The following is a 22,106-nucleotide window of genomic DNA, read 5'->3' as shown; positions in this document are numbered from 1 at the left end:
ACTACTGCCCTTCCTGGTTGGCGTGCTGGTGGCCGGGCGGCGACCCGTCCTGGATGCCGCTGTCGCCGTCGCCGCCACCGCGCCGCGACCGCACGCGATCGATGACCACGGGGACCACGAGCAGGAGGACGACGATGACGTAGACGACCTTGGAGAAGGGCGTGTTGACCAGACCGGACAGCTCGCCGTCGCTGATCTGCAGTGCCCGTCGCAGCTGCTCCTCAGCCACCGGGCCGAGGATGATCGCGATGATGGCCGGGACGACCGGCAGGCCGAAGCGGCGCATGAAGAACCCGAGACCGCCGATGATGAGCAGCAGCCACAGGTCGAAGGTCGAGGTGTTGGCGGCGTAGGCCCCGATGCTGGCGAAGAAGAGGATGCCGGCGTAGAGGTAGGGGCGCGGGATGTTGAGCAGCCGCGCCCAGATGGTCGCGAGGGGCAGGTTCAGGGCCAGCAGGATCACGTTGCCGATGAACAGCGAGGCGATCAGGCCCCACACCAGCTCCGACTGGTCGTCGAGCAGGCGCGGTCCGGGCTGGATGCCATAGGACTGGAACGCACCGAGCATCACCGCCGCGGTCGCGGTGGTGGGGATGCCGAGGGTCAGTAGTGGCACCAGGCCACCGGCCGCCGAGGCGTTGTTGGTGGCCTCGGGCCCGGCCACGCCCTCGATGGCTCCGTGACCGAACTCCTCGGGGTGCTTGGTGAGCTTCTTCTCCATCGCGTACGACAGGAAGGTCGGGATCTCAGCTCCACCCGCGGGGATGGCACCGAAGGGAAAGCCGATCACGGTGCCGCGCAGCCAGGGCTTCCACGAGCGCCGCCAGTCCTCGCGGTTCATCCGGGCGCCGTCGACGTGGATGATCTCGGCGGGGTTGCGGCGCAGGTGCGCGGCGATCCAGAGCGCCTCGCCGACCGCGAAGAGGCCGACCGCGACCACGACGACGTCGATGCCGTCGGCGAGCTGGGGGATGCCGAGGGTCAGCCGCTGCTGGCCGGAGGTCGGGTCGATGCCGACGGTCCCGATGAGCAGTCCGATGCCGAGTGAGGCGAGGCCACGGATCTTCGACGACCCCAGCACCGTGGTCACGGCGATGAAGGCCAACATCATGATGGCGAAGTAGTCGGGTGAACCGAGCTGGATCGCGAGCTTGACGATCTGGGGAGCGACGAGGGCGAGGGCCAGGGTGCCGATGGTGCCCGCGATGAAGGAACCGATCGCCGCCGTGGCCAGGGCAGCTGCGCCCCTGCCCTTCTTGGCCATCAGGTTGCCCTCGATCGCTGTGATGACCGACGCGCTCTCGCCTGGCGTGTTGAGCAGGATCGACGTCGTCGACCCGCCGTACATGCCGCCGTAGTAGATCCCCGCGAACATGATGAACGCCTGGGTGGGCTCGAGCGTGAACGTCAGCGGCAGCAGCAGGGCGATGGTCATCGCCGGGCCGATGCCGGGCAGCACGCCGATGGCGGTGCCGAGGACCACGCCGATGACGGCGTAGAGGAGGTTCGTCGGCGTCAGCGCGGTGCCGAAGCCGTCGATGAGGGCGTTGATTCCGTCCATCAGAGGATTCCCTTGAGCAGCCCGACCGGGAGCTTGATGCCCAGACCGAGGAAGAAGAGGTACCAGGACCCCACCGAGAGCACGATCGAGATCAGCGCCATGCGGACGTAGTGCCGCGCACCGAGGGCGTAGGTGGTCCCGAAGAACAGGATCGCCCCGGAGATCGGCCAGCCGAGCGGGTCGATGAGCAGCGCGTTGGCGGCGAACGAGCCCACGAGCAGGCCGATCGTGCGCCAGTCGCTGCCGTGGGTGAGGTCGACGTCCTCGCCACCCTCGGCCTCGCCCCGCCCACCACGGACCAGGTCCACGGTGAGCAGGACTGCCATGAGGATGAGCAGCAGCCCGACCGCGATCGGAACGGTGCGCGCATTGACGGGACCACGGGACGCAGTGTCGGTCACCCCGAGCGCGTCGACGATCGCCCAGGCGCCGAGGCCCAGCAGGAGGAGGGCCACCCCGTACTCGGAGCGGCCCCCCTTCTCTGCCGCAGTCGGGCTGCTGGACATCAGGCCAGTCCCAGTTCCTTGAGAACGCCGGCGACGCTGTCGTTCTGGGCGGTCAGGAAGGTCTTGAACTCGTCACCGGTCTGGAAGGAGTCCGTCCAGCCCTGGTCGGCCAAGGTCTTCTTCCACTGGTCGGTAGCGTGCATCTTGGTCAGCAGGGCGACGTACTCCTTGGTCTTGGCGTCGCTGAGCCCGGGGGGACCCACGATGCCGCGCCAGTTGGTGAACTCCATGTCCACACCGAGGCTCTTGAGGGTGGGAGCGTCCACGCCCTCCACGGGCTTGGCGCTGGTGACGGCAAGGATCTTCACGTCGCCGGACTTCGCCTGCTCGGCGACCTCACCGATGCCGGTCGCCGCGAAGGCGACCTTCTTGCCGAGGACACCGGTGAGCAGCTCGCCGCCACCGTCGTACGCCACGTAGTTGACGTCCTTCGGGGTGATGCCCACGGCCTTGGCGAGGAGCATCGGGGTCAGGTGGTCGGGGCCACCGGCGTTGGACGCGCCACCGACGGGGACCTTGCCCGGGTTGGCCTTCCACGCCGCGACGAGCTTGTCGAGGGTGTCGTAGGGGGAGCCCTTCGGCACGACGATCGCCTCGGACTCCTCGATCAGCTTGGCGATCGGGACGGTGTCGTTGAGCGTGGCCTTCGACTTGTTCGTGTAGACGGCGCCCACGACCCCGAGCCCCATCTGCATGAGGATGTCGTCGTGGCCCTTCTCGTTGACGAGGCGCTGGAGACCGACGGTGCCGCCGGCGCCTGCGGAGTTGAAGACCTCGATCGTCTCGCTGAGCTTGGCGTCCTGCATGGCCTTGGCCGCGAGGCGGGCGGTGGTGTCGTAGCCGCTGCCGGGTGAGTTCGGCACGAGGATCCGCAGACCCTTGACGGGGCCAGAGGAGCTGCTCGTCTCGCTTGACGAGTCGTCGCCGCTCACGCCACAGGCGCTCAGGGCGAGACCGGCGACCGTGGCGGCTGCCACGACCTTGAGGGGGGTCCGTACTTGCACGGGAGACTCCTTTGTCTGAGGGGGTTCGAAGCACACCGTGCCCCGGCCTCGATCGCGGTGTCACGGTTAGGTGCGCAAACTCTGTTTTGTCCTTTGTGCTCACGCGGTGCTGGTCGGACGCAGGCAGCCCAGACACAATCGAGCCGTGGACGTTCGATGGCGCGCGTGGCTGGCCCGCCGGCGCTGGCCCTGGCGGCGGCGCTGGACGCTCGCCAGCCGGATGCTGGCGATGCAGCTGGCCATCGTGTGCGTCGTCCTCGTCGGAGTGGCCGCGGTCTCCCTGGCCCAGTCCGACGCCCGCGCCCGCGAGACCGAGGGAAGCCGGGCCCTCGCCGTCGCGGAACGCCTGGCGGTCACCGCTGGAGTGCGGGAGGCTGCGGCATCGGGCGGTGAGGACTTCCTGGGCCAGGCCCAGTCGGTGGTCGAGTCGGGGCGCACCTTCTCGAGCTCGACCACGGTGCTGCTCGCGCTCAGGGACCGGCGGGTCATTGCCTCGAGCGACGCGCTTCCGCGGAGGGCCATGTACCTGCAGCAGACCGACGCCTTCGAGGGGCGGTCGTGGGTCGGTGCGCAGGAGGGCACGGGAGCGGCACTCGCGATGGCCCCGATCATCAACGTCGACACCCGTGAGACCGACGGTGTGGTGGCGGTCGTCCGCGCCTACCCCTCCATCCTCGACAACTTCGAGACCGCCCTGCCCAACCTGCTGACCTACCTGGGGATCGCGAGCCTGCTCGGGGTGGTGGGTTCGCTGCTCCTCGCCGGGCGCGTGAAGCGCCAGACCCTGGGGCTCGAACCACGCGAGATCGCCGGACTGGTGGAGCAGCGCGAAGCCCTCCTGCACGGCATCAAGGAGGGCGTGCTCGCGGTCGACCTCGACCACCGCATCACCATGGTCAACGACGAAGCGGCGCACCTGCTCGGCATACCCCTCACGTCCGGGGGGCGGACCCTCGCGGAGGTGGACGGCACGGGGCGGGCTGACCAGATCTTCGACGACGGGACCGAGCTCACCGACCACGTCATGCCAGTCCGTGGCAGGGTGCTCACCGTGAACCGGATGCCGGTCACCAGCCGTGGCAGGCACATCGGCTGGGTGGCCACGATGCGCGACCGCACCGAGATGCTCGAGCTCCAGCGCGAGCTCGACCTGACCAAGAGCACCACCGACACGTTGCGGGCGCAGGCCCACGAGTTCAGCAACCGGATGCACGTCGTGAGTGGTCTGATCGCGCTGGAGGAGTTCGACGGGGTGCGCAGCTACATCCGGCAGATCACCGACGACTCGAGCACCCTGACGACCAATGTCGCTGCGCACGTGCAGGATCCGGCGGTTGCCGCCCTGCTCATCGCCAAGGCCAGCCAGGCGGCGGAGCGCGGCGTCGAGCTGGTCGTCGACGCCACCAGCAACGTGCCCCCTCTCGACGACGCGCTGGCGGCGGACGTCAACACCGTGATGGGCAACCTCATCGACAACGCCTTCGACGCGGCCGCCGGTGGTGGCGCCGATCCCGTTGTGCAAGTGACTCTTTCGCACTCCGGCGACGCGATGACCGTGACCGTGCGCGACAGTGGCCCGGGCATCGACTCCACGATCGGTGAGCTGGTCTTCACCCGGGGGTTCAGCACGAAGTCCACGACGACGGCGCAGGAGCGTGGCATCGGACTAGCGATCGTGCGGCTCATCTGTCGCAATCGCGGCGGGGACATCATCGTCACCAACGACGAGGGCGCGGTCTTCGTCGCCACGCTGCCCGTGCTGGTGCACCAGGAGGCATCGTGATCAGGGTGCTGGTCGTCGACGACGACTTCATGGTGGCGCGGCTGCACTCCAGCGTCGTGGCGAGGCAGCCGGGCTTCGAGGTCGCGGGCATTGCCAGCACGGGCACCGACGCCCTCCGGGCGGTCGAGGTGACCCGGCCCGACCTGGTCCTGCTCGACATCTACCTCCCCGACATGACCGGGCTGGAGGTGCTGGCGCGGCTGCGCGAGGGCAGCGGCGAGGACGTCGACGTCATCGTGATCAGTGCCGCGCGCGACCTCGACACCTTGCGAACCGCCTTGCGTGGCGGGGTTTTCCAGTACCTCGTCAAACCGTTCGAGATCGAGTCACTCCAGCAACGACTCGGTGAGTATGCCGTGCACCGGGCTGAGCTCGCCGAGCTCACCGAGGCGGGGCAGGACGACGTCGACCGGGTGTTCCGGGCGAGCGGGGCCCGCTTGGTGGGAGGCTCACCCAAGGGCATCAGCCCGGAGACGACGGACCTGGTTCGCCAGGCCCTCGAGGCGGCCGACGAGGACGGGCTGTCGGCGACGGAATGCGCCGAGTCGACGGGCCTGTCCCGCAGCAGCACCCGGCGCTACCTCGAGCACCTCGTGTCGGTCGGCACGGCCGAGATGCGTCCGAGGTACGGCGCGGCCGGGAGGCCCGAGCGTCGCTACCGGCTTCGCTGACGCCGTGGACCGGGCCGCAGGCGTTCAGCCGGACTGCTCGAGCCGGTCGGAGATGGCGCTGAGCGCGGTGTCGCGCGCCGCGAGCACGTGCGCCTCGGCAACGGCGTGGGCGCGGACGGGGTCCCGGGCCACCAGGGCCTCGAGGATGTCCTGGTGCTCGCGCAGGGCAGCGGTCCGGCGTTCCTGGGACTGGTTGGTGAACGCGCGGTAGCGCGCCATCTGCCCGTCGACCTGCCCGTGCAGCCGAGAGGCCCACTCGTGCCCGGCGATCGCGCCGATGGCCAGGTGGAAGTCGTGTCCCGCGTTCATCGCGTCGCTGGGCAGGTCGACGAGCTTCTCGTTGCGGTCCACCAGTCGACGCAACGTGGCTGCGCCCTCGTCGTCGAGGCGGGCCGCGGCCTCGGCGGCCATCAGGCCCTCCAGCGCGGCGCGCACCGAGTAGAGCTCCTCGATCTCGCGCGCGCTCAACAGCCGGACCACCATCCCGCCGGTGGGCAGCTGGTCGAGCAGGTCCTCGGCGAGCAGCAACCGCAGCGCCTCGCGCAGGGGCGTGCGACTCACCTGCATCCGGGTGGCCAGCTCTGGTTCGTAGAGCCGTTCACCGGGCTTGAGCTCGAGGTCGAGGATCTGGCGGCGCAGCTCGCTGTAGACGAGCTGTCCGCCGGACGCCCGTCGTGGTCGATCCACCATCTGGTCTCTCCCATCTTGCACACTTGTATACAAGTATGCTTCCCTTCACGCAGTCTCGCACAGTCCGACCAAGGAGCGCCACGTGACCCAGGCCGAGCCCGCCGGAGGCGCTGCCCCTCGAGGGGCCAGCTTCGCGGCCACGGACCTCGCTGACTTCGCGACCCGCCTCCTGCGCGCCGACGGAGTGCCCGACACCGACGCCGTGCTCCTGGCCGACTCCCTCGTCACCGCAGAGCTGTGGGGCCACGCCTCGCACGGGATGCTCCGACTGCCCTGGTACCTCACCCGGCTGCGCAGCGGAGCGATGGAGGCGGTCACCGCCCCGGACGTGGCGCGGGACAGTGGCGCCGTGGTCGTGCTCGACGGACGGCACGGCATCGGCCAGGTCATCACGCAGCGGGCGGTCGACCTGGGGATCGAGCTCGCCCGGGAGCACGGCATCAGCGGGGTCGCGGTCCGCAACTCCGGACACTTCGGCACGGCGGCGTACTTCACCCGACAGGCGGCCGAGGCCGGCTGTGTCGCCCTGCTGGTCACCAACGCCAGCCCCGCGATGGCGCCCTGGGGCGGGACCGCGAAGAGCATCGGCACGAACCCCTGGTCCATCGCCGCCCCCGCAGGTCGTCATGGCGTGGTCGTCATGGACCTGGCCAACACGGCTGTCGCCCGCGGCAAGGTCTATCTGGCTGCCGAGCGTGGCGAGGAGATCCCCCAGGGCTGGGCCGCCGACAGCGATGGCGCGCCCACGACCGACCCCGCGGCGGCGATCGCGGGCCTGATCCTGCCGATGGCCGGGCCCAAGGGCTACGTCATCTCGTTCATGATGGACGTGCTGGCGGGGGTGCTCACGGGCAGCGCGTTCGGCGCCGGCGTCGCGGGTCCCTACGACCCGGAGCGGCGCAGCGGCGCCGGGCACCTCCTCATCACCATCGACGTGGCCGCGGTGTCCGACCCGGACGAGTTCTCGGCCCGCATCGAGGCGTTGGTCGACCAGACCCGCGGTGGCGCCCTCGCGACGTGGGCGGACGAGATCCTCGTCCCCGGTGAGCTCGAGGACCGCAGCCGGCGCCGGCTGTCCGCCGACGGCATACCCCTGGCCGATGCCACGACCGAAGCGCTCACCGCGCTCGGGCGGGAGGCGGGCATCGCCCTCCCCGCCCCACTCGCCGCCAACCCGACCGCCCCTGACGGACCGGAGGTCCCCGCATGATCGCCCTCGTCGTCTCTCTCGCCGTCGTCCCGGGGAGGCTCGACGAGTTCGTCGCCGCCATCGCCGTGAACGCCGAGCGCACCTTCGCCGACGAGCCGGGGTGTCTCTACTTCGACGTGACCCAGGACGTCACCGACGACCACCACTTCGTGTTCTACGAGGTCTACGCCGACGACGACGCAGTGGCCGCCCACCGCGCGACTCCGCACTTCGCGGACTGGCGCGCCGCCGCGAGCCGGTGCGTGGTGCCGGGCAGCCAGGTGAACACCCTCGCCACACGACGGTTCCACCACGACGGGAGCGAGCTGTGAGGATCCTCGTCCTGCCGGGGGACGGCATCGGCCCCGAGATCACCCGGGCGACCGTCGAGGTCCTGCTCGCCCTCGATCGCCGGCTGGGTCTGGGGCTCGAGCTGGAGCACCGTGACATCGGGCTGGCCTCGCTGGAGTCGGTCGGCACGACCCTGCCGGACGAGGTCCTGCAGCGGGTGACCGAGGTCGACGGCACCGTCCTCGGACCGGTCTCGCACTACGACTACCCGGCGCGGGAGCAGGGTGGCATCAACCCCAGCGCGGAGCTGCGGACCCGCTTCGCGCTGTACGCCAACATCCGCCCGTGCCGGTCGGTCGACGGCCTGAGCGTGCTGCGCACCCCGATGGACCTGGTCATCGTGCGGGAGAACACCGAGGGCTTCTACTCCGACCGCAGCATGTATGCCGGCAGCGGCGAGTTCATGCCCGACGAGGACTCCGCGTTCGCGATCCGCAAGATCACCGCCCCAGCCTCGCGACGCGTGGCTCGCGCAGCCTTCGAGCTGGCGCGCACCCGCCGGGGTCACGTGACCGCGGTGCACAAGGCGAACGTGCTCAAGCTGTCGGACGGGCTGTTCCTGCGCTCGGTGCGGGAGGTCGCGTCCGACTTCCCCGACGTCGAGCTGCGCGAGCTCATCGTCGACGCTGCCGCGGCCAGGCTGATCCGCGACCCCGGGTCGTTCGACGTGCTCGTGACCACCAACATGTTCGGCGACATCCTCAGCGACGAGGCCTCCGAGCTCTGCGGCAGTCTCGGCCTCGGTGGGTCGGTGAACGCCGGGGACGGGGTCTGCGTGGCGCAGGCCCAGCACGGGTCCGCGCCCGACATCGCCGGGCAGGGCATCGCCAACCCCACCTCGCTGATCCGTTCGGCCGGGATGCTCCTCGACTGGCACGGCGCACGATCCGGCAGGCCGGAGCTGCGCGAGGCAGGACGACTGCTCGACGCCGCGGTCACCGCCACCATCGCCGACCCCGCCACCCGCACCCGCGACCTCGGCGGCCCCCTCGGCACCGACGACTTCACCAGCGCCCTCATCGGCACCCTGACCCAGGAGCCCTCCCGTGCCTGACCAGCCCCTCGCCCCCACCCTGCTCATCCGCCCCGACGAGGTGCGGCCCTTCGACCGTGGCAACGGCGTCGTGACCGTCCCGTACGTCGGGAAGTGGAACTGCGAGGCCAACCGGATCACCACCGGCCAGACCCAGTTCCAGCCCGGCACCGGCCTGCCGCTGCACAGCCACAACGTCGAGGAGTCCGTCCTGGTCCTCGAGGGCGAGGCCGTTGCCGAGATCGGTGACGAGCGGTTCGACCTCGTCGCCGGCGAAGCCACGTGGGTGCCGGCCGGCGTCCCGCACCGCTTCTACAACCGCGGCGTCGGGCCGATGCGCATCTACTGGGTGTACGGCGGACGCGACGTGACCCGGACGATCACCGCCACCGGTGAGACGTTCGAGCACCTGTCGGAGAGCGACCGAGGCGGCCTGAGCACGCCATGAGCACGATCACGACAGTCAACCCCGCTGACGGGAGCGTCCTCTCTAGCTACGACTCGATGGGGGCCGACGACATCGAGAAAGCGCTGGTCGCCGGTGCCGCCGCAGCCCGTGCCTGGGGCCAGGTGGCGGTGGCAGACCGCGCAGAGCTGCTCGCCCGGCTCGCGGCCCACCTTCGCGCCGATGCCGAGAGGTATGCCGCGCTCGTCACCTCCGAGATGGGCAAGCCGCTGGCCCAGGCCCGCGGCGAGGTCGAGAAGTCAGCGGTCACCGCCGACTACTACGCGAGTCAGGCGGCCTCGATCCTGGCGCCCCGCCACGTCGAGATCGACTCGCCCGCAGGGGTTTCCGCCTTCGTGTCGCCAGAACCCCTGGGGCTGGTGCTGGCCGTGATGCCGTGGAACTTTCCCGTCTGGCAGGTGATGCGCTTCGCCATCCCGACCCTGGCTGCCGGCAACGGGGTCCTGCTCAAGCACTCGCCCAACGTCACCGGCTCCGCCCTCGCCCTCGCCGAGGCCTTCGTCCGGGCAGGGTTCCCCAGCGACCTGTTCACCACCCTGGTCGTGGCCGAGGAGGACGTTCCCGCGACCGTTGGGCGGCTCATCGAGGACGAACGCATCGCCGCGGTCACCCTGACCGGCAGCAACCGAGCGGGTGAGATGGTGGGCGCGGCCGCGGGTCGCGCGTCCAAGAGGTCGGTCCTCGAGCTCGGTGGGTCGGACGCGTTCGTCGTCCTCGCCGACGCGGACGTGCCCGCAGCGGCGGCGGCTGCCGTCGGCGCCAGGTTCACCAACTCGGGCCAGAGCTGCGTCTGCGCGAAACGGTTCATCGTCGAGGCGCCGGTCGCCGAGGAGTTCACCCGGTTGTTCCTCGCGGGCGTGCGGGCGCTGGTCGTCGGCGACCCCACCGACCCCACCACGACGGTCGGGCCGCTGGCCCGCTCGGACCTGCGCGACGCCCTGCAGCGACAGGTCGACCTGTCGGTGACCGCGGGGGCGACCCTGGCTGCCGGCGGGCACAGCGTCGACGGCGCGGGCTACTTCTACGCACCCACCGTGCTGCTCCACGCAGGTCCCGGGATGCCGGCGTTCGACGAGGAGACCTTTGGTCCGGTCGCGGCTGTCGCGGTGGCTTCCGACGAGGCCGACGCGATCCGGCTCGCCAACGCGACCCCTTACGGACTGGGCCTCAGCGTCTGGAGCCGGTCCCCCGAGCGGGCCGTTGCCGTCGCGCGACAGGTCACCTCGGGTGCGGCGTTCATCAACGCGGTGGTCGCTTCCGACCCCCGGGTCCCCTTCGGGGGCACCAAGCGCAGCGGTTACGGGCGTGAGCTGGCCGACGCGGGGATCCTCGAGTTCACCAACCAGCGCACCTACTGGGTGTCCGCCTGACCCATCGTCTCGCATCCGAGACGGTATGCCGCCTGCGCAGGGCGCGCACGCGGCATACCTCCGCTGCAATGGAGGCATGACCACCACTGTCACCTCAGCGCCGACCGTCACCGTCGGGACCGGGCCCGTCTCGTTCGACGACGTCGTCGCGGTCGCCCGGCACGACGCCAGGGTCGAGATCTCCCATGAGTCGCTGGCGGAGGTGCGCCGCACCCGCGAGGTGATCGAGGCGCTCGCCGACGACACGGTCGCGCACTACGGCGTCTCGACCGGGTTCGGTGCGCTGGCGACGCGGCACATCCCGGTCGAGCTGCGCGCCCAGCTCCAGCGCTCGCTGGTGCGCTCGCATGCCGCCGGGTCGGGCGCCGAGGTCGAGCGCGAGGTGGTTCGCGCGCTGATGCTGCTGCGCATCTCCACGCTTGCGACCGGGCGCACGGGCATCCGCGAGGAGACCCTGCAGACCTACGTCGCGATGCTCAACGCCGGCATCACCCCGGTCGTCCACGAGTACGGCTCGCTGGGCTGTTCGGGCGACCTCGCGCCGCTGTCCCACTGTGCGCTCGCCCTCATGGGCGAGGGAGTCGTGCGTGACGCGGACGGGGAGAAGATGGACACGGCCGCGGCTTTCGCCGCCGCCGGCATCACCCCGGTCGAGCTGCGTGAGAAGGAGGGCTTGGCCCTCATCAACGGCACCGACGGCATGCTCGGCATGCTCGTGCTCGCCATCACCGACCTGCGCTCACTGCTCAAGACCGCCGACATCTCGGCCGCGATGAGCGTCGAGGGCCAGCTCGGGACCGACGACGTCTTCGCGGCGGACCTCCACGCGCTGCGCCCGCAGCCGGGCCAGGCCAGGTCCGCCGAGAACCTGCGAAAGCTGATGCAGGACAGCGGGATCCGCGACAGCCACCGCGACCCCGAGGCTTGCACGCGCGTCCAGGACGCCTACTCGCTGCGCTGTTCACCGCAGGTTGCGGGCGCGGTCCGCGACACCGTGGAGTATGCCGCGACGGTGGCGGGCTTCGAGCTCGCCTCCGCGGTCGACAACCCCGTCGTCACGCCCGACGGACGGGTCGAGTCCAACGGCAACTTCCACGGGGCGCCGGTCGCGTACGTCCTCGACTTCCTGGCGATCGTCGCCGCCGACCTGGCCTCGATCTCGGAGCGGAGGACCGACCGGTTCCTCGACGTGTCGCGCAACCACGGGCTCAACGCCTTCCTCGCGGACGACCCCGGCGTCGACAGCGGCCACATGATCGCGCAGTACACCCAGGCGGCGATCGTGTCCGAGATGAAGCGCCTGGCGGTGCCCGCCTCGGTCGACTCGATCCCGAGCTCGGCGATGCAGGAGGACCACGTGTCGATGGGGTGGTCGGCTGCCCGCAAGCTGCGTCGCTCGGTGGACGGGCTGACCCGCGTCCTCGCGGTCGAGCTGCTCACCGCCGCCCGCGCCATCGACCTGCGGGCCCCCCTGACCCCGGCACCGGCCACCGGGGCCGTGGTCAAGGCGCTCCGCGACGCGGGCGCCCCCGCACCGGGTACCGACCGCTTCCTGGCCCCTGAGATCGAGGTGGCCGTCCAGCTCGTCGCGAGCGGCGCGGCCGTCGCCGCGGCAGAGTCGGTCACCGGCCCGCTCAACTGAACCCCCCGGCATACCCCGCTCGTCACTGAACCGTCTGACCAAGGCACTGAAGGAGAACGACATGGAAGGCGCCCGCCCCGTCCGCTCACCCCGCGGCTCGCAGCTCACCGCCCAGCACTGGGGGGCCGAGGCCCCGATGCGCATGCTGATGAACAACCTCGACCCCGAGAACGCCGAGCGTCCCGACGACCTCGTCGTCTACGGCGGCACCGGCCGAGCGGCGCGTGACTGGAAGTCGTTCGACGCCATGGTCCGCACCCTGACCACGCTCAAGCAGGACGAGACGATGCTCGTGCAGAGCGGTCGTCCGGTCGGCGTCATGCAGACCCACGAGTGGGCGCCGCGCGTGCTCATCGCCAACTCCAACCTCGTCGGCGACTGGGCGACCTGGCCTGAGTTCCGGCGGCTCGAGCACCTCGGGCTGACGATGTACGGGCAGATGACCGCGGGCTCGTGGATCTACATCGGGACCCAGGGCATCGTGCAGGGGACCTACGAGACGTTCGCCGCGATCGCCGAGAAGCGTTTCGGCGGAACGCTCGCCGGCACCCTCACCCTCACCGGCGGTTGTGGTGGCATGGGCGGCGCGCAGCCGCTCGCCGTCACGATGAACGAGGGCGCCTGCCTGATCGTCGACGTCGACGAGTCGCGGCTCCGGCGCCGCGTCGAGCACCGCTACCTCGACGAGGTCGCCTCGTCGCTGGACGAGGCGATCGACAAGGCTGTCGCCGCCAAGAACGAGCGGCGCGCCTGGTCGGTGGGTGTGGTCGGCAACGCCGCCGAGATCTTCCCCGAGCTGCTGCGTCGCGGGGTGCCGATCGACATCGTCACCGACCAGACCTCTGCGCACGACCCGCTGTCCTACCTCCCCGAGGGGATCGAGGTGGGCGACTGGCACGAGTACGCCGAGAAGAAGCCCGAGGAGTTCACCGACCGGGCGCGCGAGTCGATGGCCAAGCACGTCCAGGCGATGGTGGAGTTCCAGGACGCAGGGGCCGAGGTCTTCGACTACGGCAACTCGATCCGCGACGAGGCGCGGCAGGGCGGCTACGAGCGGGCCTTCGAGTTCCCCGGTTTCGTTCCGGCCTACATCAGGCCCCTCTTCTGCGAAGGCAAGGGCCCCTTCCGCTGGGTGGCGCTCTCGGGCGACCCGAAGGACATCGCGGCGACGGACAAGGCCGTCCTCGACCTGTTCCCCGACAACGACCGGCTGCACAAGTGGATCCGCGGCGCCCAGGACCGGATCGCCTTCCAGGGTCTGCCTGCCCGCATCTGCTGGCTCGGCCAGGGGGAGCGCGACAAGGCGGGTCTGGCGTTCAACGAGCTCGTCCGCACGGGAGCAGTGAGCGCCCCCATCGTCATCGGGCGCGACCACCTCGACACGGGTTCGGTGGCCAGCCCCTACCGCGAGACCGAGGCCATGCTCGACGGCTCCGACGCCATCGCGGACTGGCCGCTGCTCAACGCCCTCGTCAACACCTCTTCCGGCGCCTCGTGGGTCTCGATCCACCACGGTGGCGGCGTCGGCATCGGTCGCTCCCTGCACGCCGGCCAGGTCTCGCTCGCGGACGGCACGGAGCTCGCGGCGCAGAAGCTGGCCCGCGTCCTCACGAACGACCCGGCGATGGGCGTCATCCGCCACGTCGACGCCGGCTACGACATCGCCGAGCGCACTGCCCGGGAGCAGGGCGTGCGGATCCCCATGCGCGAGAGCTGATCTCGCACCAACGCGAGGTATGCCGGGTGGTCACCACCCGGCATACCTCGCGGTGGGGGTGGGTCCAGGCGGGGGGTTCAGGCCGGGTCGGTGACGTCGGCGACCTGGGCGCCGAGGGCGGCGACCACGTCGTCGGCCTGCGCGGTCGCGGCGACACCGTGGGCACCGGCGCCGATGGAGATGAGGCGTCCGGCCACGGAGGCGTCTGCCACGACGGGCCACGCCGTCAGTGAGCCGAAGGGCGTGATGGTGCCGCGCTCGTAGCCGGTCACGTCCTTGGCGGTGGCGGCGTCCGGCATCGACATCCGGTTGACGCCCAGCAGGGCACGCAGCTTGGGCCACGAGATCTCACGACCACCCGGCACGAGCACGAAGAGGTAGTCGTCCTCCGCCCGCCGCACCACGAGGGTCTTGATGATGTCGCCCGGTTGAACGCCCCGTGCCGCGGCCGCCTCCTCCAGCGAGCTGACCCGGCCGTGGCGCGTGATGGTGTGCTCGATGCCGCTCGCCGCAAGCGCTGCCGCCGCCCGCGCCGCGCCGTCGTCAGTCACGGTGGAAGCCTAGCCGCCACCCTGGGCGCCACCCTCTCGCCCGGCGCCTGTCTGTGATCCGAGACGGAATGGTGGAGGAGCCCGCACATCATCACGTCCGCTGGTGTGGAATGGTCTGGTCGTCGGTCTGCGTCCACCGCGGACCGGCCCCAGTCCTGCCGCCGCCGCCAGAGAGGGCACCGTGAGCTTCGAGTCGATGTGGGCTGACCTCCAGCCCGTCGGACGCAGCGCCCAGTCAGGTGGCTACCGGCGCTTTGCCTGGACCCGCGAGGACCACGACCTCCGCGAGTGGTTCACCGGCGAGTGCGGCGCGCGCGGGCTCGACCTCACCGAGGACCGGATGGGCAACCAGTGGGCCTGGTGGGGGGACCCCGATGCGGCGGCCGCCCGCGGGGACAAGGGAGTCGTCACGGGGTCGCACCTCGACAGCGTCCCCGACGGCGGTGCCTTCGACGGTCCGCTGGGGGTAGTCAGCGCGCTCGCGGCCATCGATGTGTTGCGGGACAAGGGGTTTGAGCCCTCCAGGCCGATCGGGGTGGTGAACTTCGTCGACGAGGAGGGCGCCAGGTTCGGCGTGGCCTGCGCCGGCTCCCGGGTCATCACCGGTGCCATGACCGCGCGTCGCGCACGCAGCCTGACGGACGCCGACGGCACCACCATGGCTGACGCGCTCAAAGCAGCTGGTCGCGACCCGCACCAGATCGGTCGGGACGACGACGCCATGCGCCGCATCGGGAGCTTCGTGGAGCTGCACGTCGAACAGGGACGCGGCCTCATCGACCTCGACCACCCCGTCGCGGTCGGCAGCGACATCTGGCCCCATGGCAGGTGGCGGCTGGACTTCACCGGCGAGGCCAACCACGCCGGGACCACCCGGCTCGAGGACCGCCACGACGCGATGCTCGGGTATGCCGGTGCGGTGCTCGCCGCGCGCGAGGCCGCCATCACGAACGGCTGCGTCGCGACCATCGGCAAGGTCGTGGTGACGCCGGGCGGTGTCAACGCCATCCCGAGCGCCGTGACGGGATGGCTCGACGCCCGTGGCGCCAGCCCTCGCGCCGTGCGCCGCGCGGTCGCCGACATCAGCGCGATGGTCGAGCAGTCCGGCGGGCGGATCACCGAGGAGTCGTGGACCCCGTCCACGCCCTTCGACGCCGGGCTGAGCGCGCGGCTGGGGACCCGGCTCGGCGGCATACCTGTCCTGGGCACGGGGGCCGGGCACGACGCCGGCATCCTCGCGAACGCCGGCATCCCCACCGCGATGCTCTTCGTCCGAAACCCCACGGGCGTCTCGCACTCACCCGAGGAGCATGCGGAGCTCTCCGACTGCCTCGAAGGGGTGGCGGCCCTGACGGCCGTCCTCGAGGACCTGACGGGGGCGCAGGCGTGACGGCTGGATCAACCCAGTACTGGGCGGAGCACGCGTGGCTCCCCACCGGACTGGCCACGGGTGTGCGGTTCGAGGTGGTCGACGGGGTCTTCGCAGGGGTGCACCGGGCCCGCCCCGAACCGGGTGACGAACGGCTGCACGGCGTGGTGCTGCCGGGATTCGCCAACGCCCACAGCCACGCCTTCCACCGCGCCCTGCGCGGGCGCACCCACGGAGACGGCGGCAACTTCTGGACGTGGCGACAGCAGATGTATGCCGTCACGCGGCACCTCACTCCGGACACCTACCTCGCCCTGGCCAGGGCGGTGTTTGCCGAGATGGTGCTCTCGGGGATCACCGTCGTCGGGGAGTTCCACTACCTCCACCACAGCGTGGGCGGCCGCCCCTACGCCGATCCCAACGCGATGGGGGAGGCGCTCATCGCGGCCGCGCGGGACGCCGGCCTGCGGCTGACCCTGCTCGACACCTGCTATCTCGCGGGTGGGCTGGCAGGGGACGGGCACGTGCCACTGGACGATGTCCAGCGGCGGTTCAGCGACGGCGATGTCGACGCGTGGGCAGCCCGGGTGGCCGCCCTGGCTCCGGACGCCACGACCCGGATCGGCGCCGCAGTGCACTCGGTGCGCGCCGTGCCGCGGGACGACCTGCGGGCGATGGCCGAGGTGACGCGTGGCCGCACGGTGCACGCCCACGTGAGCGAGCAGCCGGCCGAGAACCTCGCGACGCAGATGTTCTACAACGCCACGCCGACCGAGCTCCTCGACGAGGCCGGTCTGCTCGGCGGCCGGTTCAGTGCCGTGCACGCGACGCACCTGTCCGACCGGGACATCAGCCTGCTGGGCGAGTCGGGCACGACGGCCTGCTTCTGCCCGACGACCGAGCGCGACCTCGCCGACGGCATCGGTCCCGCGAGGGCGCTGACGGCTGCGGGCGCGCGCCTGTCGCTCGGCTCGGACCAGCACGCGGTCATCGACCCGTTCGAGGAGGTGCGGGGGCTCGAGATGCACGAACGGCTCGCCAGCAACGAGCGCGGCCGGTTCACCCCCGACGAGCTGCTGACGGCCGCCACCTCGGACGGCTACCGCAGCCTCGGCTGGCAGGACGCCGGTGTGATCGCGGAGGGGGCCGCGGCGGACTTCGTCGTCGTGCGCACCGACACCGTCAACACCGCTGGCGCCAAGGCGGGTCAGATCCTCTACTGCGCCACGCGATCCGACGTCGACCGGGTGGTGGTCGGCGGCAGCACGGTCGTGGAGGCGGGACGCCACCGGCTGGGCGACGTGGCGGCGCTGCTCGGCAAGGCGCTGGCCGACGTGAGGGAGCACCAGTGAGCAGCACCGTCGTCACCGGGATCGCCGAGCTCGTCACCTGCGACGGGTCGACCCCTGACCGGCTCGGCCTCGTGCGCGACGCCGCAGTGGTCATCGAGGGCGGGCACGTCGCGTGGATCGGTCCGGCGTCGGGCGCCCCGATGGCCGATGACCAGGTCGACGTGGGGGGTCGAGCAGTACTGCCGGGCTTCGTCGACTCGCACTCCCACCTCGTGTTTGCCGGGGACCGTGGTGACGAGTTCGCCGCGCGGATGGCCGGCACGCCCTATGACGGTGGTGGCATCGGGGTGTCGGTGGCCGCCACCCGGGCCGCCACCGACGACGAGCTGCGATCACTCGTCGCCCTGCGGGTCGCCGAGATGCGCGCCCAGGGCACGACGACCGTCGAGATCAAGAGCGGCTACGGCCTGACCATCGAGGACGAGGCGCGGGCCCTGCGCATCGCCCGCGAGTTCACCTCCGAGACGACCTTCCTCGGGGCCCACGTGGTGCCGCGCGAGTACGCCGAGGACCGGGCGACCTACCTCGAGCTCGTGACCGGCCCGATGCTCGAGGCGGCCACTCCGTACGCGAGGTGGGTGGACGTGTTCTGCGAACCACACTCGGCCCACGCGTTCACCGAGGACGAGGCGCGCACCGTGCTGCTCGCCGGACGTCGTGCGGGACTCGAGCTGCGGGTGCACGGCAACCAGCTGGGTCACGGGCCCGGGGTCCAGCTGGCCGTCGAGCTCGGAGCGGCCAGCGTCGACCACTGCACCTACCTCTCAGCCTCCGACGTCGACGCGCTGGCCTCCGCAGCGGACACCACGGTGGCGACCCTGCTGCCCGGGGTGGAGTTCTCCACGCGCTCGCCCTACCCCGATGCCGCTGCCCTGCTGGCGGCCGGCGTGTCGATCGCACTCGCCACGGACTGCAACCCGGGGACCTGCTACTCGTCGTCGATGCCGTTCGTCATCGCCCTGGCGGTGCGCGAGATGGGCCTGACGCCCGGCGAGGCGGTGCTCGCGGCCACGACGGGTTCGGCGAAGGCGCTGCGGCGCAATGACATCGGACGGATCGTCGTGGGGGCTCGAGCCGATCTCACCGTCCTCGACGCGCCGTCGCACGTCCACCTGTCCTACCGTGCGGGCGTACCGATCGCCAAGGCCCTCGACCTGGACGGGGCCTGACGCTCAGGCGTCGTGGAGGTCTGCGCCCTCAGGCGTCGCCGTGCTGCATCGCCTTGGGCAGGTGCCCGGCGGACTTCTCGTAGTACTCGGCGGCCTTGCGGGTCGCGATCACCCGGGCAGCACCAGCCGCCAGTCCGGTCAGCGCAGCGAACGCGATGGCGTCCTTCCACGGGGTGCGCGGGTCACGCGGGTCGACGACGGCGTCGCGGCCGGCCTTCTTCCACGCGGTGGTGACCAGCTTGTTGGCGACCACACCCGCGAGCACCGCCGATCCGGTCCCCAGCACTCGCCACACCAGTGGTCCCATGTCGCACACCTCTCCCGTACCTGTCGCGGACCCGTTGAGGATCCGTGTCCCCGCGTCGCGACCCGTCGCCACGCGAAATTGCCGCTGACCTGCGGCTCCACCCTGCCACACCCAGGAGTATGGTTCGACGGGTAACGACAGGGGAGCGCGCAAGCGCTGAGAGTGCGGGAGACCGCAGACCCTCACACCTGATCCGGTTCGCACCGGCGTAGGGAGTCGAGAATCTCAGACACCTGTCGGGTGAAGTGCGCCACCACAGGTGTCTTCTCCCGGCAAGGGGTCTCCCCGAGGCATCCACCGGATTCCACGGGAGAAGAACACATGAGCACCAAGAACACCCCGGCCACTTCGGCCGACACGGCACCATCCACCCCGGCCACCCAGGCCGACACCACCACCCCGGCCACCTCGGCCAGCGCGACCTCGTCCACCTCTTCCACCGGGACCCGCCGCGGCAGCATCCGCGCCAGCGGGAACCTCTGGGGTTGGCGCACTGTCGACCTCTTGACGGTCTCCTTCCTCGGCGCCGCGTTCGGTGTCGCCTACTGGGCCTGGGGTCTGGCCTACACCGCACCGGCGGCTGGGCTCGAGGCCCTCTTCCCACCGCTTCAGGGCATCACGGGAGCCCCCTGGTTGATGGCCGGGGTGGTGGGCGGCCTCGCCATTCGACGCCCGGGCTCGGCCTTGCTGTGTGAGGTGGTGGCGGCCCTCGTCTCGATGCTGCCCGGCACCAAGTGGGGTTTCACCACCCTCGTCTCGGGCATCGTGCAGGGTCTCGGCGCGGAGATCGCCTTCCTGATCCTCGGGTACGCGGCGTTCGGCCTCGGCGCCGCCCTGCTTGCCGGAGCCCTCTCGGCTCCGCTGGAAGCTCTCTACGAATGGCAGGTCTACTGGACCGACTGGGACATGGGCTACAAGCTCGCCTACGCCGGGATCCTCACCGTCGCGGGCGCGATAGTGGCCGGCGGTCTCGGGTGGCTGCTGACGCGCGGCCTGGCTCGAGCCGGCGCCCTGGGAGCGTTCCCGGCTGGGCAGGAAGCCCGGGAGTCACGCGCTGTCTGAGCACCCTCGTCCCGGCGCCCCCAAGGAGCGTCGGGGACATCTCGAGGTCCGGGGACTGACCTGGCGTCCGTACGGCCGCCGCGAACCGGTCATCCCCGGCCTCGACCTCGACATCCCCTCGGGACAGCGGGTCCTGCTCGTCGGTCCGAGCGGCTCCGGCAAGTCCACCCTCCTGCGTGGACTTGCCGGGGTGCTCGAGGTCGCCGACTCCGGGGAACGCACTGGCACCGTGCTGCTCGACGGCGCGGTTCCCGGGACGCGGGCCGGCGACGTCGGCCTCGTCCTCCAGGAGCCGGGCGCGGGCATCGTGTCGGCCACGGTCGGCCGCGACGTCGCGTTCGGCCTCGAGAACATCGGTATGCCGCGTGCGGACATGTCGGCGCGCGTCACCGCCGCGCTGGCCGCCGTCGGCCTCGACCTGCCCCAGGACACTCCCACCCATGCCCTGTCCGGCGGTGAGCAGCAGCGGCTTGCCCTGGCGGGGGCGCTCGCCCTCGAGCCCACGGTCCTGCTGCTCGACGAACCCACCGCGATGCTCGACCCCGCCAACGCCGACTCCGTCCGCAGGACCGTCGACGAGGTGACCCGGTCCCGCCGGCTGACGACGGTCGTCGTGGAGCACCGGCTCGGTCCGTGGCTCGACGTCGTCGACCGGCTCGTCGTCCTCGACCACAGCGGCCGGGTCGCAGCCGACGGCGAACCACTCGCCGTCCTCGCCCAGCACGGAGAATCCCTCGCGGCCCAGGGGATCTGGGTGCCCGGATTCCCCGACCCGCAACCACGCGGCATACCTGCGGGTGTCTTCGACACCTCGTCGACCGGAGCCAACCTGCTCACCCTCGACGCCGCCGACGTCACCATCACCCGGTCCGTGCAAGCGCTCGACGGCTCGACCCGCACCACGGTCGCGGTGCGGGACCAGTGGTTCCAGGCGCGCGCAGGGCAGGTGCACGCGCTGGTGGGCCCGAGCGGGGCGGGCAAGTCGACCTTGCTGCTGGCGCTGGCCGGGCTGCTGCGACGGCAGGCCGGTGAGGTGCGGCTGCGGCCCGACCTCGCCGTCGACGGGGAGCGCGACCCGCACGCGCTGGGCACCCTCGACCTGGCCCCGCGGGTTGCCTGGGTGCCCCAGTGGGCGAGCTCGACGATCGTCAGCCACACCGTGCTCGACGAGGTGATGACCACCTCGCGAGCGGTCGGGCTCGTCGAGTCCGAGGCGCTGGAGCGCGCCCGGGCCCTCCTGGACCACCTGGGCCTGGCCCACCTCGCGCAGGCTGACCCACGACACCTGTCCGGCGGAGAGCAGCGCCGGCTCGCCATGGCGTCCGCGGTGGTCCACCAGCCGGACCTCGTCTGCGCCGACGAAGCCACGGTCGGCCAGGACCGGCTCACCTGGGCCGCCGTCATGGGCATCGTCGAGGGCTTGCGGGACGCGGGTTCGGCGGTCGTCCTGACCACTCATGACGACGCAGTCATCACCAGGGCGGATGCGGTGACGATGATCGACCGGCCCGTGCAGCCACCCGTCGAACCGGCACGTCGACGCCCGCTGGTGGCGCGGGCCGGCCCCCTGTCGCTGATGGCGGGGGCGAGCCTCGCGATCCCGGCGGGCGTGGTCTCACCGCGCTGGTCCACGAGCCTCGTCGTGCTCGCGGTGCAGGTCGCGCTCGCGGGCCTGGCACTGCTGGCTCCTGGCGACGGGCCAGCGCCCACCGGTCGGCTGCGCGGGGTGCTCCTGCGGCTCGGCCCAGGACTCCTCGGCGCCCTGTCCGTGGCGTGGTCGACGTGGCTGCTGGGGGGCCACGACCTCGACACCGCCTTCACCGGGGGACTGCGGGTGCTCATCATCGTGCTGCCGTCGGCGGTGCTCATCCAGCACGTCGACGCGGATGCCCTCGGCGACCACCTCGGGCAACGGCTGCGGCTGCCCGCCCGTCCCGTGGTGGCCGTGGCGGCAGCACTGCAGCGGGTGCACACGTTCGGCGAGATCTGGTCGGAGATCGCGCGGGCCCGACGGGTGCGGGGGATCGGCGCCACGGCACGGTCGCCCCGGTCGGTGCTGGCCGAGCTCTGGGCCCTCACCATCGGGATCCTCGTGCGGTCGCTCCAGGCCGCGGCCACGCTCGCCGTGGCCATGGACGCCCGCGGGTTCGCCACGGCATACCGCCGCACGTGGGCTGCGCCGGCTCCGTGGCGGGGTGCGGACTGGCTGGTCGTCGCGGCGAGCATGCTGCCGGTGGTCGTGGCGGCCGGCTGGCGCTGACCGGGTGTCGTCCGGGTCTTGTGCGCCGTGGGTGACCGGAGCAAGGTGAACCC

At 71.4% G+C, this 22,106-nt stretch carries 20 protein-coding genes and 1 riboswitch; of the genes, 14 read left to right on the top strand and 6 right to left on the bottom strand.

Features of this window, described 5'->3' with window-relative positions; genetic code table 11:
- Position 1: 1 nt before the first annotated feature.
- The 3 genes from AC1DS4_RS11145 to AC1DS4_RS11135 are packed head-to-tail and all read right to left on the bottom strand — an operon-like array spanning position 2 to position 3,071.
- Positions 2 to 1,561, bottom strand: a complete 1,560-nt coding sequence (locus AC1DS4_RS11145) for a tripartite tricarboxylate transporter permease (protein ID WP_477632820.1) — start codon at positions 1,559 to 1,561, stop codon at positions 2 to 4.
- Positions 1,561 to 2,067: a tripartite tricarboxylate transporter TctB family protein gene (locus AC1DS4_RS11140; protein WP_477632819.1), complete on the bottom strand. Its 507-nt coding sequence runs from the start codon at positions 2,065 to 2,067 to the stop codon at positions 1,561 to 1,563. Before AC1DS4_RS11140 ends, AC1DS4_RS11145 begins: the two co-directional genes overlap by 1 nt.
- Positions 2,067 to 3,071 (bottom strand): Bug family tripartite tricarboxylate transporter substrate binding protein, encoded by a 1,005-nt coding sequence (locus AC1DS4_RS11135; protein ID WP_477632818.1) that lies wholly within the window; start codon positions 3,069 to 3,071, stop codon positions 2,067 to 2,069. The genes AC1DS4_RS11140 and AC1DS4_RS11135 overlap by 1 nt, the downstream gene beginning before the upstream one ends.
- Positions 3,072 to 3,216: 145 nt before the next feature.
- Here AC1DS4_RS11135 and AC1DS4_RS11130 point away from each other — a divergent pair, with 145 nt between their 5' ends.
- Together AC1DS4_RS11130 and AC1DS4_RS11125 are read left to right on the top strand one after the other, a co-directional pair.
- Positions 3,217 to 4,854 (top strand): sensor histidine kinase, encoded by a 1,638-nt coding sequence (locus AC1DS4_RS11130; protein ID WP_477632817.1) that lies wholly within the window; start codon positions 3,217 to 3,219, stop codon positions 4,852 to 4,854.
- On the top strand, positions 4,851 to 5,525 hold the full coding sequence (locus AC1DS4_RS11125) for a response regulator (RefSeq protein ID WP_477624508.1): 675 nt from the start codon (positions 4,851 to 4,853) through the stop codon (positions 5,523 to 5,525). Before AC1DS4_RS11130 ends, AC1DS4_RS11125 begins: the two co-directional genes overlap by 4 nt.
- A 24-nt stretch (positions 5,526 to 5,549) precedes the next feature.
- Here AC1DS4_RS11125 and AC1DS4_RS11120 read toward each other — a convergent pair whose 3' ends face one another.
- Positions 5,550 to 6,215, bottom strand: coding sequence for a GntR family transcriptional regulator (locus AC1DS4_RS11120; protein WP_477632816.1), 666 nt, complete (start codon positions 6,213 to 6,215; stop codon positions 5,550 to 5,552).
- Between the two features lie 82 nt (positions 6,216 to 6,297).
- Between AC1DS4_RS11120 and AC1DS4_RS11115 the strand changes: the two genes are divergently transcribed.
- The 7 genes from AC1DS4_RS11115 (at position 6,298) to hutU (ending at position 13,983) form a co-directional block, all read left to right on the top strand.
- Positions 6,298 to 7,425 (top strand): Ldh family oxidoreductase, encoded by a 1,128-nt coding sequence (locus tag AC1DS4_RS11115; RefSeq protein WP_477632815.1) that lies wholly within the window; start codon positions 6,298 to 6,300, stop codon positions 7,423 to 7,425.
- Positions 7,422 to 7,736, top strand: coding sequence for a putative quinol monooxygenase (locus AC1DS4_RS11110; protein WP_477632814.1), 315 nt, complete (start codon positions 7,422 to 7,424; stop codon positions 7,734 to 7,736). Before AC1DS4_RS11115 ends, AC1DS4_RS11110 begins: the two co-directional genes overlap by 4 nt.
- Complete coding sequence (locus AC1DS4_RS11105; RefSeq protein ID WP_477632813.1) at positions 7,733 to 8,809, top strand: isocitrate/isopropylmalate dehydrogenase family protein; 1,077 nt, start codon at positions 7,733 to 7,735, stop codon at positions 8,807 to 8,809. Before AC1DS4_RS11110 ends, AC1DS4_RS11105 begins: the two co-directional genes overlap by 4 nt.
- Positions 8,802 to 9,236: a cupin domain-containing protein gene (locus tag AC1DS4_RS11100; RefSeq protein WP_477632812.1), complete on the top strand. Its 435-nt coding sequence runs from the start codon at positions 8,802 to 8,804 to the stop codon at positions 9,234 to 9,236. The genes AC1DS4_RS11105 and AC1DS4_RS11100 overlap by 8 nt, the downstream gene beginning before the upstream one ends.
- The gene (locus AC1DS4_RS11095) at positions 9,233 to 10,624 is read left to right on the top strand and encodes an aldehyde dehydrogenase family protein (protein WP_477632811.1); all 1,392 of its coding nucleotides are present in this window, start codon (positions 9,233 to 9,235) and stop codon (positions 10,622 to 10,624) included. Before AC1DS4_RS11100 ends, AC1DS4_RS11095 begins: the two co-directional genes overlap by 4 nt.
- A 76-nt stretch (positions 10,625 to 10,700) precedes the next feature.
- Positions 10,701 to 12,266, top strand: coding sequence for a histidine ammonia-lyase (hutH, locus tag AC1DS4_RS11090; RefSeq protein ID WP_477624502.1), 1,566 nt, complete (start codon positions 10,701 to 10,703; stop codon positions 12,264 to 12,266).
- A 61-nt stretch (positions 12,267 to 12,327) separates the two neighbouring features.
- Positions 12,328 to 13,983, top strand: coding sequence for a urocanate hydratase (hutU, locus tag AC1DS4_RS11085; RefSeq protein ID WP_477614111.1), 1,656 nt, complete (start codon positions 12,328 to 12,330; stop codon positions 13,981 to 13,983).
- A 77-nt stretch (positions 13,984 to 14,060) separates the two neighbouring features.
- Here the strand turns inward: hutU and AC1DS4_RS11080 are convergent, their stop codons facing one another.
- Positions 14,061 to 14,534, bottom strand: coding sequence for an aminoacyl-tRNA deacylase (locus AC1DS4_RS11080; RefSeq protein ID WP_477632810.1), 474 nt, complete (start codon positions 14,532 to 14,534; stop codon positions 14,061 to 14,063).
- Positions 14,535 to 14,715: 181 nt separating this feature from the next.
- On the opposite strand from AC1DS4_RS11080, the gene AC1DS4_RS11075 reads away from it, so the two are divergent.
- From AC1DS4_RS11075 to hutI, 3 genes are read left to right on the top strand one after another with little or no spacing between them, the layout of a single operon-like run.
- Positions 14,716 to 15,924, top strand: coding sequence for an allantoate amidohydrolase (locus tag AC1DS4_RS11075; RefSeq protein WP_477632809.1), 1,209 nt, complete (start codon positions 14,716 to 14,718; stop codon positions 15,922 to 15,924).
- Positions 15,921 to 17,255: a formimidoylglutamate deiminase gene (locus tag AC1DS4_RS11070; RefSeq protein ID WP_477632808.1), complete on the top strand. Its 1,335-nt coding sequence runs from the start codon at positions 15,921 to 15,923 to the stop codon at positions 17,253 to 17,255. Before AC1DS4_RS11075 ends, AC1DS4_RS11070 begins: the two co-directional genes overlap by 4 nt.
- Complete coding sequence (gene hutI, locus AC1DS4_RS11065; RefSeq protein WP_477632807.1) at positions 17,252 to 18,424, top strand: imidazolonepropionase; 1,173 nt, start codon at positions 17,252 to 17,254, stop codon at positions 18,422 to 18,424. The genes AC1DS4_RS11070 and hutI overlap by 4 nt, the downstream gene beginning before the upstream one ends.
- 28 nt (positions 18,425 to 18,452) lie before the next feature.
- Here the strand turns inward: hutI and AC1DS4_RS11060 are convergent, their stop codons facing one another.
- The gene (locus AC1DS4_RS11060) at positions 18,453 to 18,731 is read right to left on the bottom strand and encodes a DUF4235 domain-containing protein (protein WP_477624497.1); all 279 of its coding nucleotides are present in this window, start codon (positions 18,729 to 18,731) and stop codon (positions 18,453 to 18,455) included.
- A 129-nt stretch (positions 18,732 to 18,860) separates the two neighbouring features.
- A riboswitch (TPP riboswitch) is annotated at positions 18,861 to 18,963 on the top strand.
- A gap of 89 nt (positions 18,964 to 19,052) precedes the next feature.
- Between AC1DS4_RS11060 and AC1DS4_RS11055 the strand changes: the two genes are divergently transcribed.
- Together AC1DS4_RS11055 and AC1DS4_RS11050 are read left to right on the top strand one after the other, a co-directional pair.
- Positions 19,053 to 19,793, top strand: coding sequence for an ECF transporter S component (locus tag AC1DS4_RS11055; protein WP_477632806.1), 741 nt, complete (start codon positions 19,053 to 19,055; stop codon positions 19,791 to 19,793).
- Complete coding sequence (locus AC1DS4_RS11050; RefSeq protein ID WP_477632967.1) at positions 19,759 to 22,053, top strand: ATP-binding cassette domain-containing protein; 2,295 nt, start codon at positions 19,759 to 19,761, stop codon at positions 22,051 to 22,053. Before AC1DS4_RS11055 ends, AC1DS4_RS11050 begins: the two co-directional genes overlap by 35 nt.
- Positions 22,054 to 22,106 lie beyond the last annotated feature (53 nt).

The sequence above is a fragment of the Pedococcus sp. P3_C7 genome, from assembly GCF_056402615.1.
This window is presented reverse-complemented; position numbering and strand designations above follow the sequence as displayed.

What these genes read in the sequence shown, in the direction of transcription:
- AC1DS4_RS11145 (WP_477632820.1), bottom strand. Translation starts at nt 1,561, where the DNA reads ATGGACGGAATCAACGCCCTCATCGACGGCTTCGGCACCGCGCTGACG.
- AC1DS4_RS11140 (WP_477632819.1), bottom strand. Translation starts at nt 2,067, where the DNA reads ATGTCCAGCAGCCCGACTGCGGCAGAGAAGGGGGGCCGCTCCGAGTAC.
- AC1DS4_RS11120 (WP_477632816.1), bottom strand. Translation starts at nt 6,215, where the DNA reads ATGGTGGATCGACCACGACGGGCGTCCGGCGGACAGCTCGTCTACAGC.
- AC1DS4_RS11110 (WP_477632814.1), top strand. Translation starts at nt 7,422, where the DNA reads ATGATCGCCCTCGTCGTCTCTCTCGCCGTCGTCCCGGGGAGGCTCGAC.
- AC1DS4_RS11095 (WP_477632811.1), top strand. Translation starts at nt 9,233, where the DNA reads ATGAGCACGATCACGACAGTCAACCCCGCTGACGGGAGCGTCCTCTCT.
- hutH (WP_477624502.1), top strand. Translation starts at nt 10,701, where the DNA reads ATGACCACCACTGTCACCTCAGCGCCGACCGTCACCGTCGGGACCGGG.
- hutU (WP_477614111.1), top strand. Translation starts at nt 12,328, where the DNA reads ATGGAAGGCGCCCGCCCCGTCCGCTCACCCCGCGGCTCGCAGCTCACC.
- AC1DS4_RS11060 (WP_477624497.1), bottom strand. Translation starts at nt 18,731, where the DNA reads ATGGGACCACTGGTGTGGCGAGTGCTGGGGACCGGATCGGCGGTGCTC.
- AC1DS4_RS11055 (WP_477632806.1), top strand. Translation starts at nt 19,053, where the DNA reads ATGAGCACCAAGAACACCCCGGCCACTTCGGCCGACACGGCACCATCC.